This window comes from Nitratidesulfovibrio sp. 1201_IL3209 (assembly GCF_036763125.1).
Lineage (GTDB): Bacteria > Desulfobacterota > Desulfovibrionia > Desulfovibrionales > Desulfovibrionaceae > Cupidesulfovibrio.
Genome location: NZ_JBAIYT010000002.1, coordinates 54,810 through 77,316, shown reverse-complemented (window position 1 = coordinate 77,316; position 22,507 = coordinate 54,810). Strand labels below are relative to the sequence as shown.

The following is a 22,507-nucleotide window of genomic DNA, read 5'->3' as shown; positions in this document are numbered from 1 at the left end:
GGGTGGTCGGGTGCGGGGGCTCCGGAGCCATGCCGGGCTGTTCCGTGCCGCGTCAGTCCTCATCGGGCCGGGGTATCGGCCAGGCGCAGCACCGTTTCGTATTCCTGCGGGCTGACCGGCTGCACCGAAAGGCGGCTGCCCTTGCGCAAGAGTTCCATGCCCGCCAGTTCCGGCAGGGTGCGCAGCAGCGCCAGCGGCACCGGCCGGGCGAAGGCGCGCACCAGCCGTACGTCCACCATGAACCAGCGGGGTTTTTCCGGCGTGGACGCCGGGTCGTAGTGGCGGTCTTCCGGATCCCACGCGGTGTGGTCGGGGTAGGCTTCGCGCACGATTTCCACCACCCCCGCCACCGAGGGGTTGGTGACGCTGTGGTAGAACAGCCCCAGGTCGCCCGCGCGCATGTCGCGCATGAAGTTGCGGGCCTGGTAGTTGCGCACGCCGTCCCAACTGGTGGTGGAGCCGGGCAGGGCGGCCAGGTGGTCGATGGAGAAGCAGCCGGGCTCGGTCTTGAACAGCCAGTGGCGGGGCATGGCGCCTCCTTGCGGGGATGTGTGGTCCATGCGCCGGACGATACCCGCGCCGCGCGCCGCCGTAAAGCCCATGGGGCTGCATGGCGCACTTGGCGGCGGCTGCGTTTTGGCGTAGGTGGTCGCTATGGGCGGAAAACCCGCCGGAGGTTCCATGAAGGAGCGCAGGCCACCCCACCGCAAGGTGCTTCCCTTCCGCCGCACCCGCCGTGGCGCCGGAACCGGCGGCGATGCGCCGTACGGCGCGCCGCGCCCGCCTGGTCCGCCTGGCCTGTCCGGTGGTTTCGTGGCGCCCGATGGTCCGCCAGGCCCCGCCGGTTCGACAGATTCTGCCGGTCCGGACCTGCCGGATGGCGTTGGCGGTACCGGCACCGGAGGCACCGGGAGCCACCCGCCGGAACTGGTGGTGGTGCCCGGCCGGGGCGGGCGCGGCCGCGCGCCCCGTTCCCTGGGGGCCGTGGCCCCGCCCGGACTTTCCTTCCGGTGCATGGATGGCCTTGCGGACCTTGGCGGCCCTGCTGGCTTGTGCCGCCGTCCCGGCGCGCAGCCCACACTGCGCCGCCTGCCATTGTTCAAGCGCATCCTGCGCCGCTTCGCCGACGCGGCCGCCCGGCGCATCGGCATCCTGTGCGGGGTGGGCTGCGTGATCACCCCCGACGAGACGCGGCTGTGCGACATGGCCGGTTGCGCCGGACTGCTGGCGCGGCCCGCCATGCACCGCTTCGGCGTGGTGCCGCTGGAGGGCACGGCCGCGCTGCTGTTCGACCATTCCCTGCGTGAGGCCGTCACCTGGCTGGGGCTGGGCGTGGACCCGCGCGGCATGGCTGGGTCATGGCCGGGGTCGTGGTCCGGTGGAGACTCCATGCCGCCCCCGCCGGGGTCCGGCGGCCGCAACGGGTGGCTGCCCGGCCATGCCGAGGCCGGACTGTGCGCGCATCTTGGCCGCCAGTTGCAGCTGGACCTGGAATGGGCCTTCCTGCCCTATTTCGAAATCGAGACCTCCGGCTGCGACGCGCCCCCCGGCGAACCGGGCGGCCAGCCCGCCCACGCCCGCGAGGCCTTGCGCCCCGACTGGACGGCCCTGGGCGAACCGTTGGTGCCCACCCCCTTCGAGGTGGCCCTGCACTGGCCGTCGCCCGCTGCCGTGCCCGGCCCGGCCCAGCCGTCCATTCCCCAGGAACTGGCGCCCCCGCCTTCCGGCCAATTCGGCCAGCCCGGCGCGCCCTCCGCGTCCTGGAACGGCCGCCTGATGCTGGTGCTGCCCCTGGCCATGCTGTTGCCCCTGGCCGATCTGCTGGCCGACGACACCGTGCTGCTGGCCCCGGAGCAGACCGAATCCGCAGAATCGGCCCACGACAGGTTGCAGGTGCTGTCCGATGCCGACCTGGCCGCGCGCCTGGCGGAGGGGCACCCCCAGACGGCGGCGGTGGTGGTGGCCCGGCTGGCCCCGCAGCGGCGCGACGGGGTGCTGGCGCTGCTGGGGCCGGAACTGGGCGCCGAGGTGCGGCGGCGCATGGCCCGGCGGCGGCTGTTCCGGGAGGTGTTGTCGCCGGAGCAGCGCTTCGTGGTGCGCACCCTGGCCCTGGGCGAGGTGCACGCCGCGCAGACCCTGGCGGCCATGCGGCCCGAGGCGGCGGCCCGTTTCGTGCGGGTCATGCGCGGGCTGGGACGGGGGCTGGGGTCGCTGTACGCGGAACAGGTGGAGGCCGTGCTGCGCGACGACGGCGCGGGGCTGGCCGGTGCGGAAGACCTGGTGCTGGAAGGCGAGTCTCAGGTGCGCCGCCTGCTCATGCGGGCGCTGGGGCCGGACGACATGCGCGCGGTGCGGGCCTGCCTGGACGCGGCGGCGTGTCGTGCCCCGGCCGCTTCCCCGGCGTCTCCGGTGCCGGGCGGCCCAGGTGGCGCGGACGGTGTGGACGGGGCGGATGCCGGAAATGGAGAGTTCGCGGAAGGTGGTCCCGCCAGCGGACAGGCGACGCACGACGCCGAACCGTTCGCCCCGCTGCTGGGAGTGCCCGCCGTGGCGCTGGCCCGGCTGCTGACGGCGGAAGGACTGGCCGTCACGGTGGCGGTGCTGCGCCACTTGTCCGTGCGCGACGCGCGGCGGGCCGCGGCGGTGCTGGGCGCGCTGCCCACGGCGTGGGCCGGCCCGGTGGTGGTGGGCCTTTCGCCGGAGGTGGGGGAAAACGGCGGCTGGGCGGCGGGCCTGATGGGACAGGCGGGACAGGCGGGACTGGCGGGGCAGGGTGGCCGCCGCCAATCGCGCCCGGCCCACACTGTCCGGTCCGGTTCGCTGGAAGCGCTGCTGGTGGCGGAAAACGCCCTGTGCCGCGCCCTGCCGGAAGAACACGCCTGCCGGGTGCTGGCCCTGCCCGTGGCCAGGGAGGAGGAAGGCCGCGATGCCCCGCCCGCCACGGCGCTGGCTGCGTTGTTGCGCCATGGCGGCGATGCGGTGCGCGAGGCCGCGTTGCAGGCCCTGCGCCGTCGCCGTTCGGGCGATGGGGGCGATGGGGGGGATGGCCCCCGCGCCCGTGACGGAACCCGGCCCGGTGGCGCGGGCTCTCCCGTACGGCCTGCTCCTGAAGACGGCCCGCCGTTCCCTTCCGATGATGATGTGAGTTGACGACGCGGGTTGACGACGCGGACTGTCGGCGTCAGCGTCCGCCCCGGCCCTGCCCCCTGCTTCGGCTCCTGTCTCCGCGCCTGTCCTCCCGTCCTTCCGCGTCGCGGTTCCGCCCCGGCCGTTCGCTCCGGCCGCCGGTCCTGTCCCCCTGTCCTCGATCGTCGCGTCCCGCCGCGCGCCGGTCGGCCCCGCCGTGCGGCGCTCCGTCGCGGGGGAGGGGCTTTCGGTCGGGGCGTTGCCCCGAGCGCCCGCTCTTGCCGCCCCCCGCGCCCGGCGGCAGGCCGAAGTCGGGAATCAGGATGCGGTGCTGGCGCAGCCGCTGGGCGTCGGTGCGGGCCACGGGCACGGGGTTGCCCTCGGGGTCGATGCCCGCGAAGAACATGGCCGTGGCCACGGTGCCGGGGGTGGGGATGAAACACTGCACCTGCCGGGGCGACCAGCCGCGCGCCGCCAGCCAGCGGGCCAGGGCGCGCATGTCGTCGTCGGTGCAGCCGGGAAAGGCGCTGAGCAGGTAGGGCACCACGTACTGTTCCTTGCCCGCCGCCGCCGAATGGTCGGCGAAGGCGGTCAGGAACCGCTCGAACACGGCCAGGCCCGGCTTGCGCATCAGGTCCAGCACGCCGTCGCAGACGTGTTCCGGGGCCACCTTCAACTGGCCGCCGGTGAATTCCATGGTGTAGGCGCGCAGGGCCGTATCGTCGCGCAGGGCCAGGTCGAAGCGCACCCCGCTGGCCACGCGCACGTGGCGCACGCCGGGGGTGGCGCGCACCGCGCGCAGCAGTTCCACGGCCTCGGTCTGGTCCACGGCGAAGCCGGGGCACACGCGCGGGTGCATGCAGCTTGCGCGGCGGCAGCGGGCCGGGTCCAGGGTGCAGCGGGCGTTCCACATGTTGGCGCTGGGGCCGCCCACGTCGCTGACCGAGCCGTTGAAGCGCTCCATGTCGTTCAGGCGGCGCGCCTCGTCCAGCACAGAATCACGGCTGCGCGAGGCGATGCGCCGCCCCTGGTGCAGGGCCAGCGAACAGAACGAGCAGCCGCCCCCGCACCCTCGGTGGGTGGTGATGCTGGTGCGGATCATTTCCTCGGCGGGCACCGGCTCGCGGTGGGACGGGTGCGCCCGCCGGGCGAAGGGCAGCGCGTACAGCGCGTCCATCTCTTGCGGCGACAGGGGCGGCGCGGGCGGGGCCAGCAGCACGGCCCGCGAATTGGCCGTGTCGTCCACGGGCTGGATGGCCCGTGCGTCGCCCCGGTGCACGTGGCGCTCCAGCAGCAGGGTGGCGCGCATCAGCAGGCGCGGGTCCGCCGTGATGGCCGCGTGCGAGGGCAGGCGCATGAGGGTGGCGGATGCGTCGGCGTCAGGCGCAGCATCGGGGCCGGCATTGGGTGCGTCGTCCCCGTCATCCTCCCGGCCGCCATCCGCCGCCGGGTCCGCATCCCATTCGGCAACGCGGCCCATGCGCGCCGTGCCGGGGATGCCGTCGAAAATGTCCGCAAGCGGGGGCAGCAGGGCGGCGTCATAGGCGTCCGCCCCCACGGCCTCCACGGCCGCATCCAGCGCGCAGGCCGCGTCCAGCAGGGCGCGTTCGCCCATGCCCCACACCAGCAGGTCGGCCTTGGCGTCCATGAGGATGGGCCGCCGCAGCGCGTCGGTCCAGAAATCGTAGTGGCTGATGCGCCGCAGCGACGCCTCTATGCCGCCCAGCACCACGGGCAGGCCGGGAAAGGCCTGGCGCGCCAGGTTGGCGTAGACGATGGCCGCCCGGTTGGGGCGCGCCCCGGCGCGGCCGCCGGGGGTGAAGGCGTCGTCGTGGCGCTTTTTCCGGAAGGCGGTGTAGTGGGCCAGCATGGAATCCAGCGCGCCCGCCGAAATGCCGGTGAACAGGCGGGGCCTGCCCATGCGGGCCACGTCGTCCACCTGATGTGGCACGTCCCAGCGGGGCTGGGCCACGATGCCGGTGCGAAAGCCGTGCGCCACCAGCCAGCGGCCCAGCAGGGCCACGGCGAAGGTGGGGTGGTCCACGTAGGCGTCGCCGGAGACGAGCAGCACGTCCAGCCGGTCCCAGCCGAGGTCGCGCATCTCGCGCGGGGTGGTGGGCAGAAAGGCGGGCTGGGGCAGGGGCGTGCGCCCGCGCTCCGGGAGATAGGCGGAACCGTGCGGCGCGTGATGCGCGGCGTGGCGGGTCGTGGCGTTGCCCGGCCGGGCGCCGCGGCCGTGGTGGCTGGAATGTCGCATGCGCGGACTATAGTGGCGGGCAGGGGGGCAGGCAAGGAGAAGAGCCGGATTCCGGGCGCGCCCCGTGGTTCCGTGGCGGTTGCCTTCGCCCCCGGTTTCGCGCACTATGCCGGTGCCCCCCGATGCCGGGGGACCCCGTGAGGACACCATGCGGAAGGATGATGCCGACGGGGCCGCGCAGCCCTGTCCCCGTACCCCGGATACTGGTCCGGACCATGCCCCCTCCACCGGTCGCGGCCAGGCGGCGTCGCGTGCCGGTGACGGCCCGCGTACCGCCGCCCGCATGCCCGGTGACGAAGGGCAGGATATCTTGCGCCGGTTGGAGGAGGAAAACCGCCGCCTGCGCGAGGCCCTGGGGCTGCGCCCCGGCGACCCGGCGCCGTCCGATCCGTCTGTCCTGCCCGGCCCGTCGGGTGCACCCGGCCCTTGGGCGGGCAGCCCCTTTCCCCGGCACGACGTGGCCGACCCCTTCGTGGAAATGGCCGCCCCGGCCGTGGACGGCCTGGTCTGCGCCTACGTGTCGGACATCGACACGCACGAGATCCTCCACGTCAACGCCGCCCTGCGCCGCCTGGTGGGCGATTGCGAGGGCCGCCTCTGCCACGAGGCGCTACAGGGCCGCGCCGCCCCGTGCCCCTTCTGCAACAACGCCCGCCTGCGCGCCGAGCCGGAAAAGGCCCACGTCTGGGAGTTCCGCAACCCGGCCCTGAACCGCTGGTTCCGCTGCATCGACCGGCTGGTGCCGCTGGGCGGCGGCCGCCTGGCCCGCTACGAGCTGGCCGTGGACATCACCGACATGAAGGAGACGGAAGAGGCCATGCGCCGCTTCCGCGCCGCCTTGGACGCCACGGCCGAGGCCATTTTCCTCATCGATCCGGTGACCGGGCTGCACGTGGACGTCAACCGGGGGGCCTGCGCCCTGCTGGGGCTTTCGCGCGAACAACTGCTGGCCATGGGTCCCTGCGACATCAATCCCACCCTGACCCGCGACCGGTGCCTGGAAATCTCGCGCACCGTGCTGGGCGGCACGCCGCTGCTGGACCAGGAGACACGCTACTGCCGGGGCGACGGCACCCTGGTGCCCGTGGAGCTCAGCACCAGCGCGTGGCATTCCCCGCGCGGGGACCTCATCGTGGCGGTGGCGCGCGACATCTCGGAACGGGTGCGCTCCCGCAACGAGATGCAGCTGCGCCTGCTGTACGACCGGGTGCTGTCCACCTGCGCGCGCGACCTGCTGTCGCGCCCCTGCACCGACGAGACGTTGCAGGCGGTGCTGGAAAGCCTGCGCGAGGCGGCCGGGGCCTGCCGGGTGTACATCTTCGAGAATCACGAGGACGCGCAGGGCGGCCTGTGCTGTTCGCAACGCTACGAGCGGTGCGCGCCGGGGGTGCCGCCCCAGATCGACAACCCGCTGCTGCTGGACGTGCCTTACTCCACCGTGGTGCCGCGCTGGCAACAGGAACTGGAGGCGGGCCGGGTGATCCGGGGGCCGGTGGCCACCTTCCCCGAGTCGGAACGGATGGTGCTGGAAGCGCAGGGCGTGCTTTCGCTGCTGGTGCTGCCCATCGTGGTACAGGGGCGGTGGTACGGGTTCATCGGCTTCGACGACACCCGCAGGCCCAGGGTGTGGGAATCGGTGGACCTCAAGTTCCTGCAGACGGCGTGCGAGATCATCGGCGCCGCGCTGGAGCGGCGCAGGACCGAACTGGCCCTGTCCGAATCGGCGCGCGGGCTGGAGGAGGCCAGCCGGGCCAAGAGCGAATTCCTGGCCAACATGAGCCACGAAATCCGCACGCCGCTCAACGCCATCATCGGCCTGACGGAACTTTCGCTTCAGGAACGCCTGCCCGGCGACGTGGCCGAGAACCTGCGCGCCTCGCTGGTCTCGGCGGAAGCGCTGCTGGGCATCGTCAACGACCTGCTGGACCTTTCGCGGGTGGAGGCGGGCAAGCTGCGCCTGGAATGCATCGATTTCGCCCCGGCCCGGCTGGTGCGCGGGGTGATGCGCGTCATGGGCCACACGGCCGAGCGCAAGGGGCTGGTCCTGACCCTGCACATCGACCGCGACGTGCCCCGCCGCCTGCGCGGCGATCCGGGGCGGCTGCGCCAGGTGCTGGTGAACTTCATCAGCAACGCCATCAAGTTTACCGACGAGGGCGGGGTGCACGTCATGGTCTGCCGGTCCGAGCCGCCGGATGGCGCCGCCGCTGCCGGTTCCGGCGGGGACGGCGTCTGCCGCACGCCGGATGCGGCCGCGCACGGCGGTCTCCCCGGCGGTCCCCCCCGTGGCTCCTCCGGTGGCTTCCCCGGTGGCTCTCTTGACGTGCCGTCCGGCGGCGACGCGCAGTGGCTGTGCTTTTCGGTGCGCGACACGGGCATCGGCATTCCGGAAGACAAGCACGACCTGATCTTCGAGAATTTCCGCCAGGCCGACGCCTCCACGGCGCGGCGCTACGGCGGTTCCGGCCTGGGCCTGGCCATCTGCCGCAAGTTCACGGACATGATGGGCGGGCGCATCGTGCTGGACAGCACGCCGGGGCAGGGCAGCACCTTCCGCGTGCTGCTGCCCTTCGGCGTCTGCGAGGCCGGGGCGCACGTCCCGGCGGTGACGGGCGGCCGGCCGGATGCGGACCCCGCCGGGACGTGCCACGTGGCCGAGGACCGTCCTGCAGACGCCTGGCGCGGGGTGACGCCGGACGCTCCCCGGTTCGCGCCGCCCCGGCTGGTGCCCGCCGAACCGTTGCGGGTACTGCTGGTGGAATCGGACGACGTGAACCGCCACGCCGTCAGCCGCGTGCTGACGCGCGGCGGGCATCACCCGGTCACGGCGGTCACCGGGCGCGAGGCGCTGGAAACGGCGCGCACCCAGCGCTTCGACCTGGTGCTCACCGACGCGCACCCGCGCGACATGGACGGCGCGCAGGTGCTGCGCGAACTGCGTCGCCTGGCCGATGCGGCTACTCCTTCGGATGTGCCGGTGCTGCTCATGACCGGCGACCCGGCCGGGGTGGACCAGGCCGCGCTGGACGCGGCGGGCGGGGTGTCCGTGGCCCTGAAGCCGGTGCGCCTGAAAACGTTGCTGGCCGCCGTGGAAGGCATGGTGGGCGGTGCGGGGGAGGACACGTTGCGCCGCTCGTCGCCCGCGCCGGTGGACGAGCTCCCGGTGTTCAACGCCGCCGCGCTGCTGGTGGGCGGCGACGAGGCTTCGCTGCGCTTCCTGCGCCAGTCGGGCACGCTGCGCGAAAGCCTGTGGTCGGCCATGGACCGGGGCAGCCGCGTGGAGCTCATCGCCCTGTCGCACCTGCTGCGCCTGGAGGCCGAGGCCATCGGCGCGGAACGGGTGCGCCAGATGGCCGAACGGCTGGAACTGCGCACCCGCGCGGCGGGCGCGGAAGAGACGCGCCCGGTGTTCATGCTGCTGATGGACGCCCTGAACCAGTTGGAGCACGAACTGCGCAAGATGCAGCGCGGCACCCAGCCGCCCGGCGTGGGGCCGGGCGGGGGATCGGGTGCAGGGTCGAGTGAAGGACCGGGTGAAGGACCGGGCGGGGGAGAAGGGCGGTAGTCCGGGCCGGTTTGGCGGCTGCGCGGGCTGTCGTCCCCGGCGGGGGCATGCCCTGCGGGTCATGCGTTCGAGCGGTTTTCCACGCGCGTGAAAATGAACGGGCCGGTGATCCACCGGCCCGTATCGCGTTTTCGGGGGCGTGCCGTCGCGCCGTGGCGGCACGACGGACGTTACTTGGAGGGAGGCTGGATCAGCGGGGTGGAGCCCATGCCGCCCATGCCCTTGGGCATGTCCTTGGGCATTTCGGTGCCCTGCATGTCCTTGGGGCCCATGCCGCCGCCCATGCCCATGCCGCCCTGGCCGTGGTGGGCGCGGAAGGCGTCCCATTCCTCGTGGGTGAGGGCGCCGCTGCCGTCGGTGTCGATGGCGTCGAAGGCGGGCTTCTTCATCTGCGGGAACGCGGCGGAGAATTCCTCCCAGGTCACGCTGGCGTTGCCGTCCTTGTCCATGGCGGAGAACTTGTCGTCGGCCTGGGCCGTGGCGGCGCACAGCAGCAGCACGGCGGCCGGGATGATGCGTTTCATGGTGCCTCCTGGGGCTTCGGGTTGTGGTCGCGGGCGCGCGTGCCGTGCGGCGTGTGCGTGCTCCGTACCGCCATGTATAGGCCCGTGGCGGTGTTGGTCAACACCAGATGCGGGGGGATGCGCGGGGGATGCGTTAGGATGCGCAGGGTCGCGCGGGAAAGGCCGGACGGACATCCGGCGGTTTCGGCAGGGGCGGCCGCGCGCGGGACGGAAAAGGGACGGAAAAAGGGCCGGAACGGCGCGTACCGCCGCCCCGGCCCCGTGTTTTCGCCGGGAAAACCGTCCGCCTGTCCGGCCCGCCTAGGCGGCCGTGGCCTCGCGCTTGATGGACCACGCCGGTGAACGGGGGGGACCGGTGGACGGGGCACCGGCGGACGCGAAAAGGGCGCATGACCGTGATCATGCGCCCTGTGCATTCTGGCTCCCCGGGACGGACTTGAACCGCCAACCTAGTGATTAACAGTCACCCGCTCTGCCGATTGAGCCACCGGGGAACGTGGCCGTCGTTGCGGCGAAGAAGGTGTGTATGGTGAAGCGGCTTCTTTGTCAAGCGCGTGGGGCAGGTTTCCGGGCGGAGCCCTTCCGTCACGCGGCGGGGCCGCGCTCCGGCCGCATGGCGGCGTCGGGCCGGACGGTGGTGCCGGAGTGGACGGTGGTGTCGGACCGGACGGCCGGGGCCGACGGCGCGGTGCGCAGCACCAGCCAGCCGCACACCCCGGCCACCAGCGAGGCGGAAAGAATGCCCACCTTGGCGTAGTCCAGGGTGCGCGGGTCGGCATAGGCCAACTGGGCCACGAACAGGGCCATGGTGAAGCCGATGCCCGCCAGCAGGGCGATGCCGTACACGTGCCGCCAGGTCATGTCCCGTGGCAGCCGGGCCAGGCCCAGCTTCACCGGAAGCCACACGGCGACCAGCACCCCCAACTGCTTGCCGAGGAAAAGCCCGGCGGCCACGCCCAGGGTCACCGGGTTGCCGAGGCCCCCCAGCAGGTCCGCGCTGACGGCCACCCCGGCATTGGCCAGGGCGAACACCGGCATGATGCCCCAGGCCACCCACGGGGCCAGGGCGTGCTCCAGTCTGCGCAGCGGCGCGGCGGCGTGGCGGGCGGCCGTTTCCATGGCCTCCACGGCGGCGTGGCGGTGGCCGTCGGCCAGCAGGTGTCCGTCCGCCGCGCCGTTTTCCACGGCGACCAGCAGACGCCGCCCGGCGCGCACGAGGTCGCCGGGGGTGGCCCGGGCGCGGGCGGGAATGCAGAAGGCCAGCAGCACGCCCGCCACTGTGGCGTGCACGCCCGACTTCAGGAAGGCCACCCAGGTGACCGCACCCGCCAGCACGTAGAACAGGGTGCGCACCACGCCCAGGGCGTTGCCCAGCGCGGCCACGGCCAGCCCGGCGAAGCCGACGCCCAGCGCCGCCAGCGAGATGTCCGCCGTGTAGAACAGGGCGATGGCCAGCACCGCGCCGATGTCGTCGGCAATGGCCAGGGCGGTCAGGAACACCTTGACCGAAAGGGGCACCCGGTCCCCGGCCAGCGAAAGCACGCCGAGGGCGAAGGCGATGTCGGTGGCCATGGGCACGGCCCACCCTTCCGCGATGCCCGAAGGCCGACCCAGGTTGAAGGCCAGGTAGATCAGCGCCGGGGCCGCCATGCCCCCCGCGGCGGCCAGCACGGGCGGCAGCGCCTGCGCGGGCGTGGCCAGTTCCCCGGCCAGCATTTCGCGTTTTATCTCAAGGCCCACCAGAAAGAAGAAGATGGCCATCAGGCCGTCGTTCACCCAGAGGATCAGCGGCTTGCGCAGTTCGAAGCCTTCCGGCCCCACGGCGAAGGGGTGCTGCCAGAAAGCCTCCCAGGCGGGCGCCAGGGATGAATTGGCCGCGCACAGCGCAAGCACGGTGCAGGCAAGCAGCAGGATGCCGCTGGCGGCCTCCATGCGCATGAAGGACAGGAAGGGGTCGAGCAGGCGGTCGGCAGGGGTCGCGGGCCGTGCGTAGGAGGATCGCAGGTCGCGACCGGTGTCATGCGTCATGTGGACTCCTGTTGATGATTTCGAGATGCAACTCTCGGAAATATGCATCCACTGCGGACAGTCAAGAAGATCGACTGGCTGTTACCATGGATATCGCAGTCCGCAAAGCTGCACCAGGCGCGCATTCCCGTGGCATGACGGACGGGGCGCGATGCCTTCATGGCGGCCGAAGCGGCGCGGCGGCGCCGCCGGGGGCTTCCCTGATGCCTCCCGGTTCGGCTATGATGCAGGCGTGGGAAACCCTTCCGCATGGAGGTTCCGCCATGAAGCAGGATCATCTTGGACTCGCGAACGAGTATTCCGCGCTTCTCCGGGCCGACGAGGCCAACGACCGGCAGCCCGGCGCCTTTGGCTGGCCGCGCGACGCCGCCGCCCCGCCGGACGGGGTGGAATCCGCCGATTCCGCAGATTCCGCCAATCCCACCGACCGGGCCGGATTGGCCGCGCCGGGCGAAGGCGCGGCGATCCCCCGCGTGGTCCCCTCGCACGAGGACGAGCGCGCCGGCGGGGTGGGGCCGGAGGACCTTTCGCTGTGGGGCGCGGGTCCGCGCATCGTGGTGCCCGCCCTGCTGGTGCAGCTGGGCGGCGCGGGGCTTACCCTGACCCTGCCGGGCGCGTTCGGCATGGAGATGCTGCCCCACTGGGGCTGGGCGCTTATCGGTATGTGCGCCCTGTTGCTGGGCGCCCTGACCGTGCGCCACGCCTGGGGCACGCTGAAGCCGGGGCGCATGGACGGCCGCCTGGTTACCGGCGGTCTGTACGCGGTCAGCCGCAACCCCATCTACGCCGGGTGGATTCTGGGCATCCTGCCGGGCATCGCCCTGTGCTTCGCCTCGTGGCCCATGCTGGCCGGGCCGGTTGTGGCGTGGGCGCTGTTCCGCGAGACCGTGGTGGTGGAGGAATCGTTTCTGGCCGCCCGCTTCGGCGATGAATGGGACCGCTACGCCATGCGGGTGAACCGGCTGTGGCCCAACCCGTTCCGCATGCGCGACTAGGCCGCCCCGTCACCGGGGCGGCCGGTCGATGTCCTGTTTTGGTCGCGCGGGACGCAGGCCGCCTTCCTGCCGTTTCGGCCTGCGCCCCGCATCACTCCCCGGCCTGCCCGATCTGCCCTGTCTGTCAGCCCGGCAGCCCGGTTCCCGTGCCCATGCGCTTGCGGATGAACACCTTGGCCGCCTCCATGGAGGCGAACACCAGCACGCCGAACCCGGCGATGATGCCCAGGGTGCGCCCGTCGGGCATGTGAATGCCGAAGGCCTCGCGCACCGGCTCGAACTGCATCAGCAGCACGATGAGCACCACCTCCCACACGATGGCCAGCAGCAACCAGCCGTGCGGCGGGGCCTGCACGATGCTGAAGCGCATGGACCGGAAGTTCAGCGCGATGATCATTTCAATGACGATGAACAGGAAGAACATCTCGGTGCGCGCGGTGCCGATGTCCGACAGGTCGTACAGGAACAGGCCGAAGAACAGCGGTATCTCGATGCACACGGCCAGCAGCACGAATGTGGTCACGTCGCGGGTGAACACGCTTTCGCGCGGGTCGCGCGGGGGGCGGTCCATGATGTCCGGGTCCGGCGGGGCCACGCCCAGGGCCAGCGCGGGCAGGCCGTCGGTGGCCAGGTTGATGTACAGGATGGCGGCGGGCAGCAGGGGCAGGTAGTCCGGCCCCAGCAGCAGCACCATGCCGCCGATGACGGCCACCTCGGTGATGTTGCAGCGCAGCAGGAAGGTCAGGTACTTCTTGATGTTGTCGTAGATCCAGCGGCCCAGTTCGATGGCCTTGACGATGGATGCGAAGTTGTCGTCGGTCAGCACCATGTCGGCCGCCTCGCGCGCCACCTCGGTGCCCGCGATGCCCATGGCCACCCCGATGTCGGCCTGCTTCAGGGCCGGGGCGTCGTTCACCCCGTCGCCGGTCATGGCCACCACGTCGCCGCGCGCCTTCCACGCCTTGACGATGCGCAGCTTGTCCATGGGCGAGACGCGAGCATACACGCTGACCTTGTCCACCATGTCCGCGAAGGTGGCGTCGTCCAGCGCCGCCAGCCCGTCGCCGGTCAACACCACGTCGCCCTCCCGGTGGATGCCGATCTCGTGGGCCACGGCCTCGGCCGTCAGGCGGTGGTCGCCGGTGATCATCACCGGGCGGATGCCCACCCTGCGGCAGGTGGCCACGGCGTCCTTGGCCTCGTCGCGGGGCGGGTCCATCATGCCCGCAAGGCCCAGCAGCACGTGGCCGCTTTCGGCGGTGTCCTCCGTAAGCGAGGCAAGCGGGGCCGCCTGCGCTTCACCCTCCAGCGGCAGCATGGACAGGGCCAGCACGCGCAGGGCCCGGCCCGCCATGCCTTCGGCCGCCGCCAGCACGGCGGCGCGGTCCGCCTCGGTCAGGGGGCGCACCTCGCCGCCGGAGAGCACCCGGTCGCAGCGGGCCAGCACCACCTCGGGCGCGCCCTTCATGAACGCGGCGTACTGCGCGCCCGCCACGGCAGCGGCGTGGGGCGAGAGGTCGTGCACCGTGGTCATGCGCTTGCGCTCGGAACTGAACGGAAATTCCTCCACGCGCGGGTTGGGGCCGCGCACGTGCAGGGCGCAGCCCGCGTCGGGCAGTTCCGGCACGGCGGCCAGCCACGCCGGGCAGTCCGCCGCGGCGTCTTCGGAACCGGGGGAACGCAGCTTCAGCGCGGCCACCACCAGCGCGGCCTCGGTGGGGTCGCCCCGGATGGCCCACTGGCCGGAATCTCCGGGGGGCAGCAGTTCGGCGTCGTTGCACAGGATGCCCGCCAGCAGCAGGGCCTGAACCTCGCGCGGGGGCGGGCCGGCGGCCGCATCCCCGTTCCGTCCCGTGGGGCGCAGGCGGCCCTTGGGCTCGTAGCCCGAGCCGGTGACCTCGGTTTCGGCGCCGGTTGTCCCCACCGCGCCCGATCCGACCGGCGCGACCGGCCCGGCCGGGGGCGGGACGGTGAACAGGGCGCGCACGGTCATTTCGCCGCGCGTCAGGGTGCCGGTCTTGTCGGTGCAGATCACGGTGGTGCAGCCCAGCGTCTCCACGGCGGGCATGCGCCGCACCAGCGCCCCGCGCTTGGCCATCTGGCGCATGCCGATGGCCAGCGCCCCGGTGACGATGGCGGCCAGGGCCTCCGGCACGGCGGCCACGGCCAGCGACACGGCGAACATGATCATGGACACGATGAAGGGGAAGTCCACGGTGCCGTGCACGGCCTGGCGCGCGATGCTGAACCCGGCCACCAGCACGCAGATGGTCAGGGCGATGATGCCCAGCCACTTGCCGATCTCTTCGGTGCGCTTTTCCAGCGGGGTCTTCACTGTTTCCACGGTGGCCACCTCGCGGGCGATCTGCCCGAAGGCCGTTTCCATGCCCGTGGCCGTGACCACGGCGCGCCCCCGTCCGTAGGTGACGGTGGTGCCGGTGAAGGTCATGTTGCGCCGGTCGGCCGTGCCCGCGCCTTCGGGCACGGGGTCCGTGCCCTTGCCCACGGGCACCGATTCGCCGGTCAGGGGGGCCTCGTCGCAGCGCAGGGAATGGGCCTCGATGATCCGCGCGTCGGCGGGCACGCGGTCGCCCGCCTCCAGCAGCACCACGTCGCCGGGCACCACCTGCGCCGAGGGGATGCGCGCCTCCGCGCCGTCGCGCAGCACGCTGGTGGTGGGCGAGAGCATCTTCTTCAGCGCGTCCAGGGCCTGTTCCGCCCGGTATTCCTGCACGAAGCCCAGCACCGCGCAGAACAGCACGATGACCAGGATGATGGCCGCGTCCACCACCTCGCCCACGGCGGCGGAAAGAACCACCGCCGCCAGCAGGATGACGATCAGCACGTTGGCGAACTGGCCCAGGAACATGCGCAGGGGCGAGGGCCGTTCCTCGTGGGTCAGTTCGTTGGGTCCGTGGCGGGTCAGGCGTTCCTCGGCCTGGGCGGCGGAAAGGCCGCGCGCCGGGTCCGTGTCGAGCGTGCGCGCGACGTCGTCCGTGGTCATGGCGTGCCATGTGGGCTGGGTCATGATGCGCTCCCGTGCAAGGGTGGGACGATGGCGCGTCGGGAACTGTCCGTTCCCGACGCGCGGGGGAATCCGCTCCTGTATATGGAATAGAAAAAGGAAGGAAGGATGTCTATAGGGGGGCAGGAACGTGGGGAAGCCGCGCGGGGGCGGCGACGCGAAAAGGGCGCATGACCGTGGTCATGCGCCCTTGCGTTCTGGCTCCCCGGGACGGACTTGAACCGCCAACCTAGTGATTAACAGTCACCCGCTCTGCCAATTGAGCCACCGGGGAACGTGGCGCGCCGGGCGTTTGCCGGCGCGGAGGGTGAAGTACCCGCAACGGGCCGGACGGTCAAGCAAAAAATCGCGCAGCGCGAAAAAACTGTTGACGAACGGGCGGCTTGGGCGTTTCTTGACTGCCGCACTCAATTGGCATACCCGTAGCAGTCCGGCAACCGGCAGAATCAACAGGTCCACGGAGAACGTCCTTGAGCAGTCAGGAACAGTCGAAGCGCAAGAAGATCAAGCTTGCCACCAAGTCCGGGCGGGCGGAATACTTCATGCCCATGCTCGAAAGTCTGGAAGCCCGCGACGAACTGAACGAAGTCGTCAAGAACCGGGTGGTCAAATCCTGTGAACTGCTGGACGACGGCGTTGCCCTGTACCCCAACGGTTTCGTGAAACGCCACGACGTGGCGGCCATCTCGGCCGAGTACGAAGGGCTGACCGCCGAGGAACTGGAAAACGTCGATGCCCGCTTCACCTGCGCGGGGCGCATCGTCTCTCTGCGTTCGTTCGGCAAGGTGACCTTCTTTCACCTGATGGACAAGAGCGGCCGCCTCCAGTGCTACACCGCGCGCGAAGTGCTGGGCGAAGACCCTTACCGCAACTTCAAGAAGCTGGACATCGGCGACATCGTGGGCGTTTCCGGCACGCTGTTCCGCACCAAGACGGGCGAACTGACCCTGTCGTGCGACCAGTGCGTGCTGCTCACCAAGTCCATCCGGCCCCTGCCCGAAAAGTACCACGGCCTGAAGGACGTGGAGACCCGCTACCGCCAGCGCTACGTGGACCTCATCGTCACGCCGCGCACGCGCGAGATTTTCCGCAAGCGCACCCTGATCGTGCGCGAATTCCGCCGTTTCCTGGAGGAAAAGGGCTTCATGGAGGTGGAAACCCCCATGATGCAGCCCATTCCCGGCGGCGCAACGGCCATGCCGTTCATCACCCACCACAACGCGCTGGACATGCAGCTGTACATGCGCATCGCGCCCGAGCTGTACCTGAAGCGCCTGCTGGTGGGCGGGTTCGAGAAGGTGTTCGAGATCAACCGCAACTTCCGCAACGAAGGCATCTCGACCCGGCACAACCCGGAATTCACCATGTGCGAATTCTACTGGGCGTACGCCACCTTCGAGGACCTCATGGACCTCACCGAACACCTTTTCGCCCACGTGGCGGAGAAGGCCTGCGGGTCGTGCGTCGTCACCTACCAGGGACAGGAAGTGGACCTGACCCCCGGCCGCTGGCAGCGCCTGTCGTTCCATGAATCGCTGGAGAAGATCGGCGGGCACAGGCCGGAATTCTACAACGATTACGAAGCGGTGCGCAAATACATCCGCGACCGGGGCGAAAAGGTGGTGGACGGCGAGAAGATGGCCAAATTGCAGGCCAAGCTGTTCGACCTGGACGTGGAAGGCAAGCTGATCCAGCCCACCTTCATCTATCACTATCCCACCGACATCTCGCCGCTGTCGCGCCGCAACAACGAGCGGCCCGAGGTGACGGACCGCTTCGAGCTGTTCATCACCGGGCGCGAACTGGCCAACGCCTTCTCCGAACTGAACGACCCCGTGGACCAGCGCATGCGCTTCATGGACCAGGTGGCCGAGAAGGAGGCGGGCGACGCCGAGGCGCACTTCATGGACGAGGACTACCTGCGCGCCCTGGAGTACGGCATGCCGCCGGCCGCCGGGCAGGGGGTGGGCATCGACCGCCTGGTCATGCTGCTGACCGACTCGCCCTCCATCCGCGAGGTCATCCTGTTCCCGCTGCTGAAGCCGGAAAGCTAGGCCCCGCCGCATGAGCTTCGAACTGTTCGTGGCCTTGCGCTACCTGTTCGCACGGCGCAGGCAGACCTTCATTTCCGTCATCTCCGTCACCTCCATCCTGGGGGTGGCGCTGGGGGTGGCGTCGCTGATCGTGGTGCTGGGCGTCATGAACGGCTTCACCACCGACCTGCGCGACAAGATCCTGGGCGCCAACGCCCACGGCATCGTCATGTCCGCCGACCGCACCGGCCTGTCCGACGCGCCGCATCTCATCGACAGGATACGGCAGGTGGACGGGGTGCGCGGCGCGACGCCGTTCATCTATTCCGAGGTCATGCTGTCCACCCCGCACGGGGTGAAGGGGCTGGTGCTGCGCGGCATAGACCCACGGACCGCGCCTTCGGTGCTGGGCATCCTGTCCAACATGACCAAGGGCGACGTGGCCGACCTTGCCCCGCGCGCCACGCCCGAAGGCGCGTCTTCCGCAGGGGCCGCTGGCGCGGCTTCTGGCCCGCCCGGCGTGATCATCGGCGACGAACTGGCCCAGCGCCTGGGCGTGGTGGTGGGCAGCCGGGTGAACCTGCTGTCCCCGGCGGGGCAGAAGACCTCGGCCGGGTTCGCCCCGCGCATCCGTCCCTTCGTGGTGGTGGGCGTGTTCTCCACCGGCATGTTCGAGTACGACTCCTCGTTGGGGTTCGTCTCGCTGGATGCCGCGCGCGACGTGCTGGGCCTGCCCGAGGGCGCCATTTCCGGCGTGGAACTGGCCGTTGCCGACGTGTACAAGGCGGACGAGGTGGCCGAACGGGTCACCCGCGCCGTGGGCGGTTACCCGCTGTACACCCGCCACTGGATGGAGATGAACGCCAACCTGTTCGCCGCGCTGAAGCTGGAGAAGACGGCCATGGCCGTGATCCTGGTGCTCATCGTGCTGGTAGGCTCGTTCTCCATCATCACCACCCTGGTCATGCTGGTCATGGAAAAGACGCGCGACATCGCCATACTCATGTCCATGGGGGCCACCAAGGGCATGATCCGGCGCATCTTCATGCTTCAGGGCACCATCATCGGGGCCATCGGCACCGGCCTCGGCTACGCGCTGGGGCTGGGGGTGGCGGAGTTGCTCAAGCGCTACCAGTTCATCAAGCTGCCGCACGGCGTCTATTCGCTGGACCACCTGCCGGTGCTGCTGCAATGGCCCGACATGCTGGCCATCGGCGCAAGCTCCATGCTGCTGTGCTTCGTCGCCACCATCTACCCGGCACGCCAGGCCGCCAGCCTGGAACCCGCCGAAGCGCTGCGCTACGAATGAGCACCGCATCCCCGCACATGACCGCCCCCGGCCAGGCCCCCCCGTCCCCGGGCGCTCCCCTGTCCCCGGGCACCCCCCCGGCATCGGACGTTCCCCTGTCACCGGACGCGCCCTTGTCCCTGTCTCCGTCCCCGTTCGGGGACGACGCGCCGCTGTACCGCCTGGTGGGCGTGGACAAGGAGTACGACGGCCCGGCCGAGCAACTGACCATCCTGCGTGGAGTGGACCTTGCCATCCACCGGGGCGAGTCGGTGGCCATTGTCGGAGCGTCCGGCTCGGGCAAGTCCACCCTCTTGCATCTGCTGGGTACCCTTGATACTCCCTCACAGGGACAGGTGCTGTTCGAGGGGCGGGACATGGGAACCATGTCGCCGGACGAGAAGGCGGGGCTGCGCAACCGCGAGATCGGCTTCGTCTTCCAGTTCCACCACCTGCTTCCGGAATTCGATACATTGGAAAACGTGGCCATGCAGGCCATCATCGCGGGCATGCCGCGCGCCGAGGCCCTTGCCCGGGCGCGCGACACCCTGGCCCTGGTCGGCATGGCCGACAGGACCGGGCACCGGGTGACCACGCTGTCGGGCGGCGAGCGCCAGCGCGCGGCCATCGCGCGCGCTATCCTGATGCGCCCCAAGGTGCTGCTGGCCGACGAGCCCACGGGCAATCTCGACGCGCGCACCGGCGAGGTGGTGGCGCGCCTGCTGCTTGACCTGAACCGGGACCTGGGCATGACCCTCGTCATCGTGACCCACAACCGCGAATTGGCCGACATCATGGGCAGATGCCTAGAACTCAGAGCCGGAGAGCTGTATGACCAGACTCGCTAGATGGGGGCGCATCCTTGCGGTGGCCCTGCTTGTGCTCGCACACGCGGCAACCTCTCCGGCCCAGACGCCGAGGGACACCACCGTCATTGTCCTGCCCTTTCAGGTGAATGCCGGTCCGGACCTCGAATATCTCAATGAAGACCTGCCGGAACTCATCTCGCAGCGCCTGGTGGCGCGCGGGCTTACCGTCATCGCCCGGCAGGACACCCAGGCCCTGGTGCGCGACCAGCGCGTGACCACCCTGGACGTGTCCATCGCGCGCGACCTGTCCGTGCTGGCGGGCGCGGGCGTCGGCGTGTACGGCAGCTTCAACCAGGTGGGCGAAGGCTTCAGCATCGACGTGCGCGTGGTGGACGCCATGGGCATCCGCGCCGCGCGGCCCTTCTTCATCCAGAAGGAAGGGCTCATCAACGTATTGCCCGCCGTGGACGAACTGGCCGAGCGCATCGCCTCCGACCTGCTGCGCCGCAACACCCTGGCCGACGTCAAGGTGCGCGGCACCAAGGTGCTGGACCCCGACGTGGTGCTGATGCGCCTGACCACCCGCAAGGGCGACCCGGTGGACCCGGCCGCCATCAACCGCGAAGTGAAGCGCATCTGGGACCTCGGCTATTTCAGCGACGTGCAGGCCAACGTGGAGCAGGACGGCGAAGGCCTTGTCCTCGTGTACACGGTGGCGGAAAAGCCGCGCATCGAAAACATCACCGTCGAGGGCTCGGACAAGGTGGACGTGGACGACATCCTGGCCGCCATGAGCACCAAGACCGGTTCGGTCCTCAATGAAAAGCTGCTCGCCCAGGACCTGCAGAAGGTCACCGAACTCTACCGCAAGGAAGGCTACTACCTGGCCAAGGTCTCGCACCGCATCGATTCGCGTGCGGGCGGGGCGGGCGCCAGCCTGGTGCTGAAGGTGGAAGAGGGCAAGAAGCTGTACATCAAGAAGGTGGCCTTCGAAGGCGTCGAGAAGATGGACGCCGACGAACTGAAGAAGCAACTGGCGCTTTCCGAGCGCGGCATGTTCTCGTGGATCACCGGGTCCGGCGTGCTCAAGGACGAACACCTGGAGCGCGATTCCGCCGCCCTCACCGCCTACTGCATGAACCACGGCTACCTCGACGCCATGGTGGCCGCGCCCAGGGTGGACTACGAGGAGGACGGCATCGTCGTCACCTTCGCCATCAAGGAAGGCCCGCGCTACAAGCTGGGCGAGGTGACCTTCGCGGGCGACCTCATCGAGCCGGACGCCCGCCTGGCCGAGATCGTCAAGCTGGACGACGTGAAGAAGGAAGACGGGTTCTTCCGCTTCAACGTGATGCAGGACGACAACAAGGCCCTTACCGACTTCTACGCCGACTACGGCTACGCCTTCGCGGAAGTGAACGCCCGCACCAGGAAGCACGACGAGGAACCGGTGGTGGACGTGGCCTACACCGTCAACAAGCGGCAGAAGGTGTACATCCGCCGCGCGCTGGTGGAAGGCAACGACAAGACCCGCGACAACGTCATCCTGCGCGAACTGCGCATCACCGACGGCGACATGTTCGAGGGCAAGAAGCTGCGCCGCAGCGCCGAACGCCTGAACAAGCTGCAATACTTCGAAGCCGTGTCCACCGAACTGGTGCCCACCGAGCGCGAAGAGGAAGTGGACCTGAAGGTCAAGGTGAAGGAGAAGAACACCGGCGCGCTCATCGGCGGCATCGGCTACTCCACCTACTACGAGTTCGGCGTGTCCGGCACCATCATGGAGCGCAACCTGTTCGGCAAGGGGTACCAGACCTCGTTCATGGCCCTGTTCTCCGGCCGCCGCACCGCGTACCAGTGGTCCTTCACCAACCCGCGCTACGACGACACCAACCTGTCGGTGGGCTACGACGCGTACAACATCCGCGACGAGTATACGGACTTCAGCAAGAACACCATCGGCAACACCATCCGCTTCGCCTATCCCATCGGCGAATACACCACCGTGGGCTGGGGCTACCGGCTCGACTTCTACAAGCTGTACGACGTCGAGGACGACGCGGCCGACATCATCCAGGAGCGCGAAGGCGACAACGTGTCCAGCGTCGTGCACGGCCGCATCACCCGCGACACCACGGACAGCCGCGAAAACCCGACCCGGGGCAACATCACCAAGATCTTCACCGAATACGGCGGCGGCGTGCTGATGGGCGACGACAACTTCTTCAAGCCCACGGCGCAGACCGAACAGTACTACCAGATCGTGCCCAACCACGTGCTGCACGGCCGCGTGCGCGGCGGCGTGGTGCTGGAAACCAAGGACGGCGAGGAAGTGCCGGTGTTCGAACGCTTCTTCATCGGCGGCATCGACTCCATCCGCGGCTACAGCTCCAAGGACATCTCCCCGCGCGACAAGGATTCCGGCGACCGCATCGGCGGCGACCGCATGGCCTTCGCCAACCTGGAATACATCTGGGTGTTCCAGCCCGAGCTGGGCCTTGCCCTGGTGCCGTTCTTCGACGTGGGCTTCAACGCGGACTCGCGCGAGGAATTCAACTGGGACGACGAGATCAAGAAGTCGGTGGGCCTGGAATTCCGGTGGCGTTCGCCCATGGGCGACCTGCGCTTCGCCTACGGCTACCCGCTGGACGAAAACCGCGAAGGCGACAAGACCAACGGCCGCTTCGAGTTCTCCATGGGTCAGTTTTTCTAGCCCCGGACACCGGACGGCAAACGACACGATGCAGCAGGGGGGCGCGGCGTTGGCCGCGCCCCTTTCACATTGCCCCGGCCGCAGGGGCCACCGGATCGGGGCGGTCGGGTCGGCCGGGTCCCCCGGAGCGGGCACGGGTTGCCA

The 22,507-nt window shown here is 70.2% G+C and carries 13 protein-coding genes and 2 tRNA genes; 7 read left to right on the top strand and 8 right to left on the bottom strand.

Annotated features, from left to right (window positions below; genetic code table 11):
• Positions 1-59: 59 nt before the first annotated feature.
• Entirely contained in the window at positions 60-530 is a 471-nt protein-coding gene (locus tag V6B97_RS01875) for an EVE domain-containing protein (RefSeq protein WP_333504793.1), read from the bottom strand.
• Positions 531-681: 151 nt separating this feature from the next.
• Here V6B97_RS01875 and V6B97_RS01870 point away from each other — a divergent pair, with 151 nt between their 5' ends.
• On the top strand, positions 682-3,150 hold the full coding sequence (locus V6B97_RS01870; RefSeq protein ID WP_333504792.1) for a hypothetical protein: 2,469 nt from the start codon (positions 682-684) through the stop codon (positions 3,148-3,150).
• Positions 3,151-3,181: 31 nt separating this feature from the next.
• On the opposite strand, the gene V6B97_RS01865 is transcribed toward V6B97_RS01870, so the two are convergent.
• Positions 3,182-5,383 carry a YgiQ family radical SAM protein gene (locus tag V6B97_RS01865; RefSeq protein WP_442935451.1) on the bottom strand — a complete coding sequence of 734 codons (2,202 nt, stop codon included), beginning with the start codon at positions 5,381-5,383 and terminating at the stop codon, positions 3,182-3,184.
• 148 nt (positions 5,384-5,531) lie between these two features.
• Between V6B97_RS01865 and V6B97_RS01860 the strand changes: the two genes are divergently transcribed.
• Positions 5,532-8,948: an ATP-binding protein gene (locus V6B97_RS01860; RefSeq protein WP_333504791.1), complete on the top strand. Its 3,417-nt coding sequence runs from the start codon at positions 5,532-5,534 to the stop codon at positions 8,946-8,948.
• 170 nt (positions 8,949-9,118) lie between these two features.
• On the opposite strand, the gene V6B97_RS01855 is transcribed toward V6B97_RS01860, so the two are convergent.
• The 3 genes from V6B97_RS01855 to nhaA all read right to left on the bottom strand — a co-directional run bounded on the left by V6B97_RS01855 (position 9,119) and on the right by nhaA (position 11,500).
• Complete coding sequence (locus V6B97_RS01855; RefSeq protein ID WP_333504790.1) at positions 9,119-9,472, bottom strand: calcium-binding protein; 354 nt, start codon at positions 9,470-9,472, stop codon at positions 9,119-9,121.
• 418 nt (positions 9,473-9,890) lie between these two features.
• Positions 9,891-9,966: transfer RNA gene (locus V6B97_RS01850), tRNA-Asn, on the bottom strand.
• A 91-nt stretch (positions 9,967-10,057) separates the two neighbouring features.
• Entirely contained in the window at positions 10,058-11,500 is a 1,443-nt protein-coding gene (gene nhaA / locus V6B97_RS01845; RefSeq protein WP_333504789.1) for a Na+/H+ antiporter NhaA, read from the bottom strand.
• A 263-nt stretch (positions 11,501-11,763) separates the two neighbouring features.
• Between nhaA and V6B97_RS01840 the strand changes: the two genes are divergently transcribed.
• Positions 11,764-12,495: a methyltransferase family protein gene (locus tag V6B97_RS01840; protein WP_333504788.1), complete on the top strand. Its 732-nt coding sequence runs from the start codon at positions 11,764-11,766 to the stop codon at positions 12,493-12,495.
• Between the two features lie 124 nt (positions 12,496-12,619).
• On the opposite strand, the gene V6B97_RS01835 is transcribed toward V6B97_RS01840, so the two are convergent.
• From V6B97_RS01835 to V6B97_RS01825, 3 genes are all read right to left on the bottom strand, one after another.
• Complete coding sequence (locus tag V6B97_RS01835) at positions 12,620-15,523, bottom strand: cation-translocating P-type ATPase (protein WP_333504787.1); 2,904 nt, start codon at positions 15,521-15,523, stop codon at positions 12,620-12,622.
• 195 nt (positions 15,524-15,718) lie between these two features.
• Positions 15,719-15,794 (bottom strand) — tRNA-Asn (locus V6B97_RS01830).
• Positions 15,764-15,979: a hypothetical protein gene (locus V6B97_RS01825; protein ID WP_333504786.1), complete on the bottom strand. Its 216-nt coding sequence runs from the start codon at positions 15,977-15,979 to the stop codon at positions 15,764-15,766. Before V6B97_RS01825 ends, V6B97_RS01830 begins: the two co-directional genes overlap by 31 nt.
• 89 nt (positions 15,980-16,068) lie before the next feature.
• Here V6B97_RS01825 and lysS point away from each other — a divergent pair, with 89 nt between their 5' ends.
• The 4 genes from lysS (at position 16,069) to bamA (ending at position 22,363) form a co-directional block, all read left to right on the top strand.
• Positions 16,069-17,574 carry a lysine--tRNA ligase gene (gene lysS / locus V6B97_RS01820; protein ID WP_333504963.1) on the top strand — a complete coding sequence of 502 codons (1,506 nt, stop codon included), beginning with the start codon at positions 16,069-16,071 and terminating at the stop codon, positions 17,572-17,574.
• A 10-nt stretch (positions 17,575-17,584) separates the two neighbouring features.
• Positions 17,585-18,862: a lipoprotein-releasing ABC transporter permease subunit gene (locus V6B97_RS01815; RefSeq protein WP_333504785.1), complete on the top strand. Its 1,278-nt coding sequence runs from the start codon at positions 17,585-17,587 to the stop codon at positions 18,860-18,862.
• 152 nt (positions 18,863-19,014) lie between these two features.
• Positions 19,015-19,689 (top strand): ABC transporter ATP-binding protein, encoded by a 675-nt coding sequence (locus V6B97_RS01810; protein ID WP_333504962.1) that lies wholly within the window; start codon positions 19,015-19,017, stop codon positions 19,687-19,689.
• The gene (bamA, locus tag V6B97_RS01805) at positions 19,673-22,363 is read left to right on the top strand and encodes an outer membrane protein assembly factor BamA (RefSeq protein WP_333504784.1); all 2,691 of its coding nucleotides are present in this window, start codon (positions 19,673-19,675) and stop codon (positions 22,361-22,363) included. The genes V6B97_RS01810 and bamA overlap by 17 nt, the downstream gene beginning before the upstream one ends.
• The last annotated feature ends 144 nt before the right edge of the window (positions 22,364-22,507 follow it).